The sequence below is a fragment of the Reyranella sp. CPCC 100927 genome (genome assembly GCF_007859315.1).
Lineage (GTDB): Bacteria > Pseudomonadota > Alphaproteobacteria > Reyranellales > Reyranellaceae > Vineibacter.
Map to the genome: position 1 here is coordinate 25,552 of NZ_VOHA01000040.1, position 14,174 is coordinate 39,725.

The 14,174-nt window shown below is 66.5% G+C and carries 12 protein-coding genes and 1 tRNA gene; 3 read left to right on the forward strand and 10 right to left on the reverse strand.

Features of this window, described 5'->3' with window-relative positions:
* Nucleotide 1: 1 nt before the first annotated feature.
* Nucleotides 2-1,300 carry a sulfatase gene (locus FQU96_RS40970; protein ID WP_178131164.1) on the forward strand — a complete coding sequence of 433 codons (1,299 nt, stop codon included), beginning with the start codon at nt 2-4 and terminating at the stop codon, nt 1,298-1,300.
* Nucleotides 1,301-1,390: 90 nt separating this feature from the next.
* On the opposite strand, the gene FQU96_RS40975 is transcribed toward FQU96_RS40970, so the two are convergent.
* The 6 genes from FQU96_RS40975 to FQU96_RS42415 all read right to left on the reverse strand — a co-directional run bounded on the left by FQU96_RS40975 (nt 1,391) and on the right by FQU96_RS42415 (nt 4,613).
* Entirely contained in the window at nt 1,391-2,203 is an 813-nt protein-coding gene (locus FQU96_RS40975) for a hypothetical protein (protein WP_146547221.1), read from the reverse strand.
* A gap of 189 nt (nt 2,204-2,392) precedes the next feature.
* Nucleotides 2,393-3,370, reverse strand: a complete 978-nt coding sequence (locus FQU96_RS40980) for a tripartite tricarboxylate transporter substrate binding protein (RefSeq protein ID WP_146547222.1) — start codon at nt 3,368-3,370, stop codon at nt 2,393-2,395.
* Between the two features lie 87 nt (nt 3,371-3,457).
* Nucleotides 3,458-3,907 carry a peptide-methionine (R)-S-oxide reductase MsrB gene (gene msrB / locus FQU96_RS40985; protein WP_146547223.1) on the reverse strand — a complete coding sequence of 150 codons (450 nt, stop codon included), beginning with the start codon at nt 3,905-3,907 and terminating at the stop codon, nt 3,458-3,460.
* A gap of 85 nt (nt 3,908-3,992) precedes the next feature.
* Nucleotides 3,993-4,088: transfer RNA gene (locus FQU96_RS40990), tRNA-Sec, on the reverse strand.
* A 67-nt stretch (nt 4,089-4,155) separates the two neighbouring features.
* Complete coding sequence (locus FQU96_RS42410; RefSeq protein ID WP_178131159.1) at nt 4,156-4,302, reverse strand: hypothetical protein; 147 nt, start codon at nt 4,300-4,302, stop codon at nt 4,156-4,158.
* Nucleotides 4,302-4,613, reverse strand: coding sequence for a hypothetical protein (locus FQU96_RS42415; RefSeq protein WP_178131161.1), 312 nt, complete (start codon nt 4,611-4,613; stop codon nt 4,302-4,304). The genes FQU96_RS42410 and FQU96_RS42415 overlap by 1 nt, the downstream gene beginning before the upstream one ends.
* 265 nt (nt 4,614-4,878) lie before the next feature.
* Here FQU96_RS42415 and FQU96_RS41000 point away from each other — a divergent pair, with 265 nt between their 5' ends.
* Both FQU96_RS41000 and FQU96_RS41005 read left to right on the forward strand, forming a co-directional pair.
* Entirely contained in the window at nt 4,879-7,290 is a 2,412-nt protein-coding gene (locus FQU96_RS41000; RefSeq protein ID WP_178131162.1) for a serine/threonine-protein kinase, read from the forward strand.
* Nucleotides 7,291-7,515: 225 nt separating this feature from the next.
* Nucleotides 7,516-8,478: a hypothetical protein gene (locus FQU96_RS41005; RefSeq protein WP_146547226.1), complete on the forward strand. Its 963-nt coding sequence runs from the start codon at nt 7,516-7,518 to the stop codon at nt 8,476-8,478.
* Between the two features lie 187 nt (nt 8,479-8,665).
* On the opposite strand, the gene selB is transcribed toward FQU96_RS41005, so the two are convergent.
* The 4 genes from selB to fdhE form a co-directional block, all read right to left on the reverse strand.
* The gene (gene selB, locus FQU96_RS41010) at nt 8,666-10,606 is read right to left on the reverse strand and encodes a selenocysteine-specific translation elongation factor (protein WP_146547227.1); all 1,941 of its coding nucleotides are present in this window, start codon (nt 10,604-10,606) and stop codon (nt 8,666-8,668) included.
* 106 nt (nt 10,607-10,712) lie between these two features.
* On the reverse strand, nt 10,713-11,492 hold the full coding sequence (locus FQU96_RS41015) for a tetratricopeptide repeat protein (RefSeq protein WP_255468869.1): 780 nt from the start codon (nt 11,490-11,492) through the stop codon (nt 10,713-10,715).
* Nucleotides 11,489-13,048: an L-seryl-tRNA(Sec) selenium transferase gene (gene selA / locus FQU96_RS41020; protein WP_146547228.1), complete on the reverse strand. Its 1,560-nt coding sequence runs from the start codon at nt 13,046-13,048 to the stop codon at nt 11,489-11,491. Before selA ends, FQU96_RS41015 begins: the two co-directional genes overlap by 4 nt.
* A gap of 96 nt (nt 13,049-13,144) precedes the next feature.
* Entirely contained in the window at nt 13,145-14,104 is a 960-nt protein-coding gene (fdhE, locus tag FQU96_RS41025) for a formate dehydrogenase accessory protein FdhE (RefSeq protein WP_146547229.1), read from the reverse strand.
* Nucleotides 14,105-14,174: the final 70 nt, after the last annotated feature.

Consider the following 14,174-nt stretch of genomic DNA (forward strand, 5'->3'; position numbering starts at 1 on the left):
CATGCCCACCAACTTCATCTTCATCCTGGCCGACGATCTCGGCCACGCCGATCTCGGCTGCTATGGCGGCCGCGCACCGGTGTCGCCCCATCTCGATCGCATGGCGGCCGACGGGTTGCGCTTCACGCAGGGCTACGCCAATTCGCCGGTGTGCTCGCCGACCCGCTTCGCGCTGATCACCGGGCGCTATCAGTACCGCCTGCGCGGCGCGGCGGAAGAGCCGCTGACCGGGCGCTACCGCGGCGACAAGGTGGTGGGCCTGCCGCCCGAGCATCCAACGCTGCCCTCGCTGCTGCGCGGCGCCGGCTATCGCACGGCGCTGATCGGCAAGTGGCACCTGGGCTATGCCCCGCATTTCGGGCCGCTGCTGAGCGGCTATGACGAGCACTTCGGCCCGATGTCCGGTGGCGTCGACTACTTCACGCACACCGACCTGACCGGCAAGCCCGACCTCTGGCGCAACGGCGAGCCGGTGACGGCGCACGGCTATCTCACCGACCTGCTGTCCGATGCGGCGAGCCGCTTCGTGCGCCGCTGCGGCGAGGACCGGCAGCCCTTCCTGCTCAGCCTGCACTACACGGCGCCGCACTGGCCGTGGGAGACCCGCGACGACGAACATCTGGCCGGCTCGCTGGTCGGCCGCATCGCCCACCTGCAGGGCGGCGACATCGCCACCTACCAGCGCATGATCCACCACATGGACGAGGGCATCGGCGGGGTGCTCGCCGCGCTGGCCGACAGCGGACAGGCCGACAACACACTGGTCGTGTTCACCAGCGACAACGGCGGCGAGCGTTTCTCCGACAACTGGCCCCTGGTCGGCGGCAAGATGGACCTGACCGAGGGCGGCATCCGCGTACCCACGATCGCGCGCTGGCCGGCCGGCATCCGGCCCGGCGTCACGCACCAGCACTGCATGACGATGGACTGGGCAGCGACGATGCTGGATATCGCGGGTGTGGCGCCGCATCCCGACTTTCCGCTCGATGGGCTGTCGCTGCGGCCTGTCTTTGCCACGCCGAGCCAGGTGATCGAGCGCCACCTCTTCTGGCGCATGAAGCACCGGCAGCAGAAGGCCTATCGTCACGGCGACTGGAAGTGGCTGCAGGTCGACGAGAACGACTACCTGTTCAACGTGGCGCGTGACGCACGCGAACGCGCCAACCAGAAGGCGGTCGAGCCGGCACGGCACGCCGCGATGGCCGACGCCTTCGCGCGCTGGGAAGCCGAGATGCCGCCCATCCCCGACGCGGCGCGCGCCCACCTGATCTACACCGACGCCGACATGCCGCAGCGCTGACGAACTGAAGCCTGCGCAGGCGGTACGCACCCTCTGCCAAACAAGACGATGGCCGATGCCCGGCACGACGGATTGTTCTGGATATCGCCGTCAAGGAGGCTTCGGTCTATTGCGTTCTTCTTGCAGCTTTTTGAACACCTCCTCTTCATACCCATGCGTGTCGCGCTCCAACGCCGACGTCTTGCGCGAATACGCAAGCGCCCTCTTGGGGTCCTTGTAGTACGCTGCCAGCGGATTGTACGCAGCCGATACGCCGGAAAGGGCCTTGGTGAACCAGGCGTTTTCCTTGCAGAATTTCTCGATGGCGAGAAATGCCTGAGCACTGGTGGCGAAAAACTCGAACGAACCGTTCAGTTCCCGCGGTGGCGGATCGGCCGTACGGTGATCGAAGCGCAACGCGTAACCGCGCTCGGAAGCGAAGATGTTTGTCGCGACGATCGCAATCAACTCTTCAGAGTTGCTGTACCCGTACAACCCGCCATGCGTACGGAAGAACCTGTATCTCTGATGTACGCTCTTGGAGACAGTGCGGAACGCGTGAACCAATTCGTGGAACAGCGTCTTCTCACCCAACCCCCGCAGGTCCACGCCCAAGCTGCCCGTTGCACGCCCGCATGACCCCTGGGCTCCATAGCGACCCGGCGTGTAGCGCACGGTGGGTTTCAGAATGTTAGTCCCCGGCTCGGGCTCTTTCTCGACCTCGGCATTGCAAACCTGGTCTTCACTCTCGGGGATGATGGGGATCGTGATCGACCAGTAACTGATTGCACGAAGAAGGATCTTGCCGCTGGCGCTGCCATGGATTCTATACAGATCCGAGCGAACAGCGGCTTCGTAACGCCGGGCTGCTGACGGAGCCAATCCCTGGGGTGAGATCTTCAGCTTGAAATGCTGTTCGAACATGCGGTGCTCCAGCGTGACGTCATCGGGCAAACAGCGCATGCCATCAAAGGGACAAGCGAGCGCCCAGCCTAGCCAAGCGGCACAGGCGCGATACTACCATTTGGCAGTGGGGGACCCCGGCAGCACGAAACGCTGCCGCTAGGAATGTCTTCCCGCGTGCGGGACGGCGGCTATCGATCTCGCCCGTGCCTACTGTGGCTCGATACGCGCGATCTTCACGTACTCGGCCCATTTCGCGCGCTCGGCGCGGTCTTGCTCAGCGCACTGCGCGAGATCGAGCTTGCGCGGCGTCAGCGCAAACTCCTCGACCAGCCGCTTGTTGATGGCCGGCGACAGGATCGCCTCATTGATCAGGCCATTCAGCGTCTGCTTGATGTCGTCGGGCACGGCGCGCGGCACGGCGATCGCCAGGAAGCCCGTCGTGCTGAAATCCGGAAACGTCTCGGACAAGGCCGGCACGTCGGGATAGAGCGGGCTGCGCTGCGGCAATGAGATCGCGAGCGGCCGTGCCTTGCTGTCGACGACCTGACCACGGGCTGCGGTCAGATCGACGAACATGAAGTCGATGGCGCCGGCATAGAGATCGGTCCAGGCGGTACCGATCGCCTTGTAGGCCACGCCCTGCCATTCCACGCCAGCCCGTTTGGCCAGCACCTCCGACGGCACCTGCGAGCTGGCGTTGAAGTAACCGAAGTTGAGCTTGCCCGGATTGGCCTTGGCGTGAGCGAGCAGATCGGCCACGGACTTGAACGGGCTGCTGGCCGGCACGACGAGAAAGGCGCCGCTGGAGCCGATGATGCCGACGACCTGGAAATCCTTCTCCGGGTCGTATCCAGGATCCTTGTACATGTGGATGTTGGCGGCGTTGGTCGAGGTCGTGGCCAGCATCAGCGTGTAGCCGTCCGGCGCCGACCCCTTGACCGCCAGTACGCCGACGATGCCGTTGGCGCCCGGCTTGTTCTCCACCACGAAGGGCTGGCCGGTCTTGTCCTCGATGTATTTGCCGACCAGGCGCGCGGTGATGTCACCCGAGCCGCCGGGGGCAAACGGCACGATGATGCGCACGGCCTTGGCCGGCCACGCCTGCGCCGCGGCGGGTGTCACGGCCAGTGCCGTGACCAGCGAGAGCAACGAGCGGCGGCAGAGCGATCGATGGGGCGTGCGCATGGTGCCGCAGCTTAACGCAAAGCCAGGCGCCCCGTCGTTGCCTGTTGAGGGCCGGTTCGTCCAGCAGAACCGGCCGTGGGATCGCGGTCAGGCCGGCGTCTTGACCTGGTCGAGATAGGCACCATAGCCCTGCGCTTCCATGTCGTTGCGATGGATGAAACGCAGCGACGCCGAATTGATGCAGTAACGCAGGCCGCCGCGATCGCGCGGGCCATCAGGAAAAACATGCCCCAGATGGCTGTCGCCATGGGACGAACGCACTTCGACGCGGATCATGCCATGCGAGGTGTCGCGCAGCTCGGCAACGTTGGCGGGCTCGATCGGCTTGGTGAAGCTCGGCCAGCCGCAGCCCGACTCGTATTTGTCCGTCGAAGCAAAGAGCGGCTCCCCCGAGACGATGTCGACGTAGATACCCGGCTCCTTGTTGTGGAGATGTTCGCCGCTCCCCGGCCGCTCGGTGCCGCTGTGCTGGGTGACGTGAAACTGCTCGGGCGTCAGCGCCGCGATCGCTTCGTCCGTCTTGCGATAGTCCGCCATATGGAACCTCCGTTTCCCCCAATATGGGGTACGGGATGGTCGCGGACAATCGCGCTGCCGCCGCGCCTGGGCATCGAGTAGCCATTGGCGGAAGAGAGTGGGAGTCGAACCCACGAAGAACCGTCCAACGGCCCTTACTGGATTTGAAGTCCAGCCGCCCCACCGGAAGCGTTTCCCTTCCCCATTGGCGCACGGACTGTACGATGGGCCGGTGCTTTTGACCAAGCGCTTGTGCGCAGCAGCAGGGCTCAATCGGTCGTGATCTTGTGTTGTCGGGCGATGGCGCCCCACTTCTGCGACTCATGGGGTATCTCCGCCGCCAGAGCCGCCGCACTCGCATAGGCCGGCACGGCGCCCCGGGCCGCCGCGAGGCCCGCCAGGTCGGGGGTGGCCATCACGCTTTGGATCGCATCGCCCAGATGCGCGACGATCGTGGCCGGCGTCCCGCAGGCGCGACGACGAACAGACGCGGCGTTGCATTGAAGCCGGGCAGCACGTCGGCTCGTGGCGTATCGCATCGAGGTTCACGAGCGCCGGTGCCGACGTGGCCGTCATCACACTCGATATCGACCAGCCACAGTAAGAGCGCGGTGGTCTTGGTTCGACCCGAGACCGTGACGGTCACCGGCAGGTTCAGAGGCGTGGCATGAACACGGGTGATTTTCATGATGTCCGCCTGATGCAAGATCGCGCGGCTGGTGATCACAGCTCTGCCACAGCGCAAGCAGTGCTGCCCGACCGCGCTTACCGCACTGTGCATGCGCGCACGATGCGTGGTGAGACCGATGCCTGCTTTCACCGATAGGCAAAATTGCCCGCCGCATCAGCGTCACAGGCGCCAACAAAACCACTCTCTCTGTGCAGGTTGACGACATCAACGATCGTTTATGCGCTCCCCCGTTTTCAACGCACGAAATCGCACTACATCTCAACGGAAAGAAATAATCGGCAACCCGACGGGGTACGATCGAATGGACAATCGGGATGCAGCGTGGGCCGTGCCGACGCCAGCGCCTCCCCAACACCCGGCCGCTGCCAGCGACACGCCCGCGGACAGCCTCAACCCGCTGGCGCCCGACACGGCCGTCGGCAAGTACCGCATCGTGGCGGTGCTGGGCCAGGGCGCCTTCGGCATTACCTATCAGGCGCACGACACGCAGCTCGATCGCGCGGTGGCGATCAAGGAGTACATGCCGATGTACTTCGCCGCGCGACAGAACGATCATTCGGTCCTGCCGCGCTCGACACGCGTTGCCGAGGATTTCCGCTGGGGCCGCGAACGCTTCCTCGCCGAAGCCCGCACGCTGGCACGCCTCGAAAAAGCCGTGGGCGTCGTCAACGTCTACGATTTCCTCGAAGTCAACGGCACGGCCTACATGGTCATGGAGCTGGTGGCGGGCGATACGTTGGAGATGCGCCTGCGGCGCGAGCGGCAACTGCCGCAACCCGTCATCGAACGACTCCTCTACCCCCTGCTCGACGGCCTGGAGCGCGTGCACGAAGCCGGCTTCCTGCACCGCGACATCAAACCGGCCAACATCCTGATCGATCGCACCGGTCATCCGACCCTGATCGACTTCGGCGCGGCGCGCGTCGCCCTGCACGGTCGCACGCAGGCCATGACGGCAATCTACACGCCGGGTTACGCCGCGTTCGAGCAGTTCACGTCGGCGCATCAAGGACCATGGACCGATATCTACGCACTGGGTGCAACGCTCTATCATTGCGCCACGGGTCGCCTGCCGCCGGCGGCCAGCGATCGCATGATCGACGATGCGCTGGTGCCGGCGACGCAGGCCGCCAAGGGCCAGCTGGCGCCGGGACTACTGGCGGCGATCGACTGGGCCTTGAAGTTGAAGGCCGCCGATCGGCCGCAGACGATCGGCCAGTGGCGGCGCATCCTGTCGGGCGAATCGAGCGGCCCCACGGTGCGCCTTGCAACACCGATTGCCGCCAACGGTCCGAAGAAGAGGACGCGAGGGTGGTGGCTCGCCGGTCTGGCGGCCGCTGTGGCCGCGGCCGGTGCCGCCGGCGGCGGCGTCCACCTCTGGCAGCAGAGGCAGGACGCGCTGGTCCGGCAGGAGGTTGAGCGCAGGGCCGTAGAAGATGCAGAACGCAAAGCCGCGGCGGAAAAGGCCGAGGCCGATCTCGCGGCGCGGCGCCAGGCCGAGGAAGCCGCCGCGCGACGCGAGGCCGAGGCCCGCGCCCGCACCGACGCCGAAAGCAAGCAGCACGGCGCGGACGCGGCGGCGCGCCCGCAGACCGCAACGTCGGCATCACCGCCTTCCGACGCAAAGCCGGCGGGTAATGACGCGCAGGCGCGCCAGGTCCAGGCGCACATCGAGCGCGGCGCCGATCATGCCCGCAAAGGTGCCTACGATCGCGCCATCGATGAATACACCCAGGCGATCCGCCTTCAGCCCGCCAGTGCGCTGGCCTTCTATAACCGTGGCGATGCCTACAGCAGCATGGGTGACTACGACCGCGCCATCCAGGACTTCACGCAGGCTCTCACGCTGCAATCGGATTTCGCCATGGCCTTCAATGGCCGCGGCGTTGCCTATGACGGCAAGGGCGACACTGACCAGGCCATCCGGGATTACGACCAGGCGATCAAGCTGAAGCCGGACTATGCCGAGGCGTTCTACAACCGCGGCCGCGCCTACAAGCGCAAGGGCCAGGACGACCGCGCCACGCAGGACTACGATCAGGCGATCAGGCTCAAGCCGGATTTTGCCGTCGCGTTCAACAACCGCGGCAACATCTACAGAGGCAAGGGTCAGTTTGATCGCGCCATCCAGGACTATGACGAGGCGATCAAGCGCGATCCGGCTTTCGTGATCGCCTTCAAGAACCGAGGCGATGTCTACGCCAGCAAGGGACAGCTCGATCGCGCCATCCAGGACTACAGCCAGGCAATCCGGATCGCGCCGGATTTCGCGGTGGCCTTCAAGGACCGCGGCGACGTCTACTATCGCCGGGGCGAATACGAGCGCAGCATCCAGGACTTCAGTGCAGCGACGAAGCTCGATCCTAAGAACGCCGTCACCTGGCATGGCCTTTGCTCTGCGCGGGCCTTGGTGGGTCAACTCGAGGCGGCACTGACAGATTGCACTGAATCGCTGAAACTGCGCCCCAATGACCCCAATGCCTTGGACAGCCGCGGCTTTGCCCTGCTGAAGCTTGGCCGCCTGGATGACGCCATCGTCGACTATACGAGCGCGCTCACCGTCGATGCACGGCGTGCCGTGTCACTCTACAGCCGCGGCATCGCGCGGCTGCGCAAGGGCGATACCGCGGCAGCCAGAACCGACATGACGGCGGCGGCAGCGATCGATCGCAATATCGCCGCCAAGATGCGGAAATACGGTGTGCAACCATAAGACGACGCGCAGCACTGCAGAGACGTGAATCATTCAAATGAAACCGTCGTGCCGTTGACTCGCATTGACCCAGTCACCAGATGGCATCGGGGACTCTTCGGATCACAGCTCTGCGTGCAGCCGTCTGCATTCAATCGTGCAGTGCCAACAACATCAGGCGCAGCACGATCAAGAACCGTCATCCGGGCCCTTCAAGACAAGCGATGTCGACCCACGCAGGACCACATGGACACGCATCCCAGGAAGATTCGGACGGTGATCGCTCTGGTCACCGTATTCGCAGCGACCGCTTGCGCCGCCCCTCAATACGAAAAGCCCATCGGCACGTTCGCGACAGCGACATCCGACGCCCAGGCTGCACTGGCGAGCTACAGCAGGGGTATCATCGCGGCGCAGGAGGACAGTACCCGCAACAGCGCTGTCGCCGCGCCATACCGCGTGCGCTCGCTGGCGGGCGAATGCGGTCCGACATCGACGCGCTGCCGGCTGGTCTTCGATCAGCAACAGGGTGATCCCAGTCCGCTCTATCAGCCGCAGGATGATCCCAGCCCAGCGGTATCATCAACCGCCAGCGAGTTGCGCCGGGTGGTCACGTTCATGGCGGCGGTTTCCAAGTACACCGAGAGCCTGAATGCGATCGCCACAGCCGACACGGCCGCGACCGTCGACAGGAATCTCAGCGCCAGCGGCGCCTCCGTCGCCAAGATTGCAGCCCTGATGCCGGGCGAGAGCGCATCATCGCCCACCGGCTATGAGCGATCGTCATTCGCCACCATCGGGTGGATCAGGTTCGATGCCTTGAAGCAGGCGGTATCGCGCGCCGATCCCGTACTGGCAAAAGCCGACGCCGCGTTCGGTGCTGCCGTGCAGCAGGCAACTGTGGCGATGCAGGCGCACATGGCCGATGTCGTCGCCGCGCGGCGTGCCGCGTTCCGTGCCAGGAGCACGCGAGAGAACCTCGAAAGGGTCACGGCCGCCGCCGAGGCCTATGACTCGTTCCTGAGGAACGAGGCCACACCGGACGCGGTTCTGAAGGAACTCGTCAAGGCCCACGCCAACCTCAACAAGGCGCTGCAATCGTCCGATACCTCGGTCACGAAGCTCGCCGAGCAGATGAGCGCATTCCAAACGCACGCCAACCGTCTCGCCAAGATCCTGACCGACCTCCAGACGGCACAGCGCAGTTGACACCCGCTATCGCTCGAGTGTGACTCGGGACTGTCATCCCGAGTGTAGCGAGGGATCTTTCGATGCAGGCGCAGCTGTGCGTCACGCGCAAAGATCCCTCGCTCCGCTCGGGATGACAGCTGCATCAGTGATGCGTGATGTCGGGCACACAGCATGATGCGGGCGGGACGCCCGCGCTCCCAGGTTCCTAAGACGGACCGGCGCCCTTGACGAATCGCTCGTAGCGATCCTTGTTCACGACACGCACCTGGTCACGCAAGGTCGTGATGCCGCCGCGATCGAAGAACTCCAGGATCTGGATCGCCACCTTGCGGCCGCCGCCGATGCGGTCGCGGAACTCGGCGGCCTTGAAGCGACCATCAGCGGCCTGGGCCGCGAGGTCGGCGGTGATCTTCGCCATCTCGATGACGGGCCCGCGCAGGAAGAAATGATCAGGCGCCACCTGCCAGACGACGCCCATGCGGCTCAGGCGGCGCAGAAGATCGCGCACCTTGTTCTCGGGCACACCATCGCGATCGGCAAAATCGCGCACGCGCGGCGGACCGAAGCGTTCCGCCTCCAAGGTCGGTTGGATACGCACCCACAGCTTCTCATCCTCGGGCGACAGGCGCACGGCGTGGCCGGGCAGGCGCAGCCACGGCCCGTCGGCTTCGATCGCCTTGGCCGCCAGCAGCGCCGCCGCGATGGCCGCGAACGGCGGTGCCGCGATCTTCATCGGCAGTGCCACGCGCAAGCGCTCCGGCTCCAGGCCGGCGCTGTTGGGCTGTTTCTGGTGATGTGCGCCCAACGTCTGAACGACCGCCGCCTCGATCGTCGCCCATCGCTCGGGCGCCAACGCGAAGATGCCACCGTCAGACGCCGGCAACGCCCGTAGACCTGCGGCGGCCACGGCAGCATCACGTGCGGCGGGCCGCAGGTTGCGCGCCAGCGCGACGGTGGCCAGATCGATGATGTGCGGCGGCAACGATGCCAATGCGCCCAGTGCCCGGGCAGGATCGGACTCCTCGGATGCCGCCAGCCACGCCAGCCGGTCAGGCCGGCGGCGAAAACGTGTCGGTGGCCAGGGATCGAGCACCATGCCGCCGGCCATGGTGCGCCGGGCGGACTGGTCGCGCAGGATCAAGCGATCGCCGTGCAGGGCACCCACCGGCTGTTCGAGAACGAGCTGGGCCAGCGCCGCGTCGCCTGGCGCCAGCGTTTCGGTATCGAGCAACACGACGCGGCCCATGGCATGCGCCGCACCCAGGTGCAAGTGAACCGGCGTCCAGTGGCGCAGCGGCCGTACCTCGTCGGCCAGCAGGCGCAGACGAATGTCGAGGCGATCGGTTGGCCGCCGCAACTCGGCCGATACCAGCCAGTCGCCGCGATGGATCGCATCCTTGGCGATCTGCGGGCCGGCGATGTTGAGCGCGCAGCGCTGGCCGGCACGCCCGGTCTTGGACGGCGTGTTCTGCGCGTGGATGCCGCGCACGCGCGCCGCCGCGCCGCTGGAGAGCAGCGCCAGCTGATCGTCGTGCCCCACCGCGCCGGTGAACACCGTGCCCGTCACCACCGTGCCGGCGCCCGCCACGGTGAAACAACGGTCGACGGGCAGGCGGAACCAGCCGTCGGCGGCGCGATCAACCGTGGCCTCCGCCTCCAGTTCCAGCCGTGTCTTCAGGTCGGCGACACCGGTACCGCTCTGCGCCGACACCGGCATGATGTCGGCATCGGCCAGTGTCGTGCCGGCGAGCAGCGCCCGGATCTCATCCTCCATCCGCGCCAGCCGGTCGGCATCGGCGAGGTCCGCCTTGGTCAGCGCCACGACACCGCGCGTCACACCCAGCAGATCCAGGATGGCCAGGTGCTCGCGGGTCTGCGGCATCGGCCCGTCATCGGCCGCCACGACGAGCAACGCGAAGTCGATGCCGCCGACGCCCGCCAGCATGTTGTGGATGAAGCGCTCGTGGCCCGGCACATCGACGAAGCCCAGCGTACGGCCGTTGTCCAGCGGCAGGTAGGCGAAGCCGAGATCGATGGTGATGCCGCGCGCCTTCTCCTCCGGCAGGCGGTCGGTATCGACGCCGGTCAACGCCCGCACCAGGGTGGTCTTGCCGTGGTCGATGTGACCCGCGGTGCCGATGATCATGGATTTTGCTCCCTGGGAGCGCGGGCCTCTGGCCCGCTCACGTCAGGCGAAAGCAAACTTGTCACCTGATGCGGGCGAGACGCCCGCGCTCCCGGGAGAGAGAACCTCATGCCTGGTCTCCCGCCGCGATCAGGCGTTCGGCTTCGGCGGTCTGCTCTATCGAAATGATCGGCTTCACGCGCGCCAGGAAGCCGGCAGCAATCTCGCTGCCCTGGCGCTGGGCGCGCGTGAGCCAGCGCCAGGCCAGCATCTGGTCGGGTGCTACGCCTAGCCCGAGGTGATAGGCGGCGCCCAGCATCGCCTGCGCCTCGGCATCGCCCAGGCGCGCGGCCTTCTCGAACCACTGTGCCGCCTGCACCGCATCGCGCTCGACACTCCAGGCGTTGTGATGGATCTGACCGAGCCGGCACATGGCCGAGGCAATGCCTTGCGCCGCTGACGCTTCAGCCCAACGTCGCGCCAACAGCCAGTCCCGCTCCATGCCGACGCCTTCGCACGCCATCCAGCTCAGCATGTTCTGCGCTTCGGCGTCACCCGCCTCGGCGGCGCGGGCATACCAATGCGCCGCCTGCGTAAGGTCGCCATCGGTACCACGGCCCTCGTAATACATCAGCGCCAGATTGCGCTGCGCCAGCACGTCGCCGGCATCGGCGGCGTGTCGGAACCAGCGCACGGCCTCGTCGTCGTCGCGCGGCACGCCGTTGCCGGTGGCGAACAGGCCGCCGAGATTGCTCTGGGCGCGCGCTACGCCTTTGTGCGCCAGGTCGTGCCACAGGGCGAAGGCGGCTTCGACGTCGCCAGCCTCGAAAGCCAGGCGCGCACGGTCCAGCACCGCGTCGACCGGCTCGACGGCAGGCCGCCGCATCAGGCGCGCGAGGAGACTCATTTTTTCTCCCCACGCAGTGGGGAGGTGCCCCGATACGACGTTTCGACGCGAGGCGTCGAAACGTCGGTGCGCGGAGGGAACCCGACGTGATCTTGATTACTGAGACCTCGTCGGCTCCCTTTCCGGCCCTCGGCCACCCCGGTGGAAGCTTTGCTTCCACCTGATCCCAGCGAAGCTGGGGGGAAGACAAGCTCTGCGAGTTGTTCGGCGAAGCCGGCTTCGTCCTCGAGGCAGCGCAGGTCGAACTTCAGGCGATCGTCCTCGATGCGGCCGATGACGGGCACCGGCAGGGCGCGGAAGGCATCGGCCAGGCGCTCGACCGCGGCGCCGCTTTTCGTCCCCATCGCCTTGATCGAGAGCGCATGGCTGGGCAGCAGATCGACCGGCAGGGCGCCGCTGCCGATCTGGCTGCGGCAGGCCTCGATCACGACCTCGGCCTTGCCTTCCAGCACGCGTGCCACCAGCGGCAGCATGCGCTGCGCAACGGCCTCGATATCGGCGGCCGGGCGTGTCAGCAGGCGCAAGGTCGGCAGGCGCTCGGCCAAACGATCGGGATCGGCATAGAGCCGCAGCGTCGCTTCAAGGGCCGCCAACCGTCCCTTGTCCAGACGCAGCGCGCGCTTCAGCGGATTCTTGTTGAGCTTCTGAATCAGGTCCTTGCGGCCGACGACAATGCCGCATTGCGGGCCGCCCAGCAGCTTGTCGCCGCTGAAGGTGACGAGGTCGGCACCTGCAGCGAGCGCCTCGCGCGGCGTCGGCTCGTGCGGCAGGCCCCAGCGCTCGAGATCGACGAGTTGGCCGCTGCCGAGGTCGTTGGCGAAAGGCAGGCCGTGCTTGTGCGCCAGCGCCGCGAGCTCGGCCTCGGGCACCGTGTTGGTGAAACCGACCACGGCATAGTTGGAGGGATGCACCTTCATCAGCATCGCGGTCTCGGGACCGATGGCGGCCTCGAAGTCGCGCAGATGCGTGCGGTTGGTGGTGCCGACCTCGACCAGGCGGCAGCCGGCGCGCGCCATGATGTCGGGCACGCGGAAGGCACCGCCGATCTCGATCAGCTCACCGCGCGATACCGGCACCGCCTTGCCCTGGGCCAGCGTGTTCAGCACCAGCACCACGGCGGCAGCGTTGTTGTTGACGACGGTGGCGTCCTCGGCGCCGGTCAGCTGCGTGAGCCAGCCGCGCACGTGATCATCGCGCTCGCCGCGGCTGCCGCCCGCGACGTTGAACTCGAGATTGGACGGACGCGCCAGCACCTCGGTCATCGCCGCGATGGCGGCATCGGCCAGGAGCGCGCGGCCGAGATTGGTATGCAGCACCGTGCCGGTGAGATTGAACATCGGCCGCTGCGAAGGCGCCATGCGCGCCGCCAGCTTGTCAGCCGCCAGCGCCACGACGCCGTCCGTGTCGGCCACCGCCTTGGCGACCCGCAGGTCGGCCAGCGCCGCGCGCACCGCCTCGGTGGCCGGCATCCGGCCATAGCGCTCGATCAGCGCCAGCGCGGCGGAACCCTTGAGAACTCGGTCGACGGCGGGAAGGCGGGACAGATCAACAGTCACGGATAGCTCGCACGCGAGACGGCGGGACCCTGCCCGCGGCAGGAACAGGGCAACCTAACCGCTTCATGGTGCGGTTGTCGAACCACGAAGGCTTCATCAATGGCCGCGGGTCAGGGGCTCCGGATCGCCCTCCTCGATCTCAGGCAGCAGGTAGAAGCTGGGACAGGCGCGGGCCCAGCCGGCTTCCGACACCAGGATATCGAGCATCAGGCTGGCGAGATCGTCGGCCATGGGATCAACGCCGGCGTCCTCCTCGACATAGAGGATCTTGGTATAGGTGCGGCATTCGTCGCAGGTCTCGGCCCGCACCGCCTTCGACCCGCTCTCGACGTTCTGATAGGCAATACCCTTGGTCGAGACGCAGTGGGCGCACTGGATGCGCGTGTAGCTCCAGCGCGTCTGGCACAGGGAGCAGCACAGGAAGCGCGAGCCTTGCCGGCCACGCGCCGCATCCACGATCGACGCCACGGCCAGCGCGCCGCAGACCGGGCAGAGATTGCGCGGTTCCACCGGCTGCGGATCGCCCGGGTCGAGCAGCGCCGCCATGCGCGCGAAATGCAGCTCCAGCGCCGCCCCGGCGAATGGCACTTCGGCGGTCTCCCATCCCTCGTGTGCCTCACGCAGCACGCGATCGGCCAGCGCGTCGATCGAGGCATCGTCGCGATGACTGAAAGCAGCCAGCGCCTGCGCCGCAGCCTCCGGCATATCGACACGTTTGAGTGCCGCCGCCAGCGCGCGGGCGCCGGCCACGAACGAGGCGTCGCGCTTCCAGGTCAGGCGATCGATCAGCGGAAACTCGTGGGCATGGCAGAAGGCGATGTGGTCCTTGCCGGGCAGGGTGCCGACCGGCAAATGTGGTGCCACATCATGCTGCGCCCGCGCGATCGCGGCGAGAAAGCGCAGATAGGATTCGAGCGGATGGTCGGCCGCGAGTGCATCCAGGCGCTCGGCACGCATCCTGAAGTGCGATGCGATATCAGGCAGCCGCGCGAACGCCGGCACGGCGATCTGGCCGATATCGACCGGTTCGGGAACCACCTTGCCTTTGAGGGCCATGATCAGACAGTCATGTGTGGACGGCCCCCGTTTCGCAAGGGGAATCGAGCAGCGAGTATCGGCGACGAAG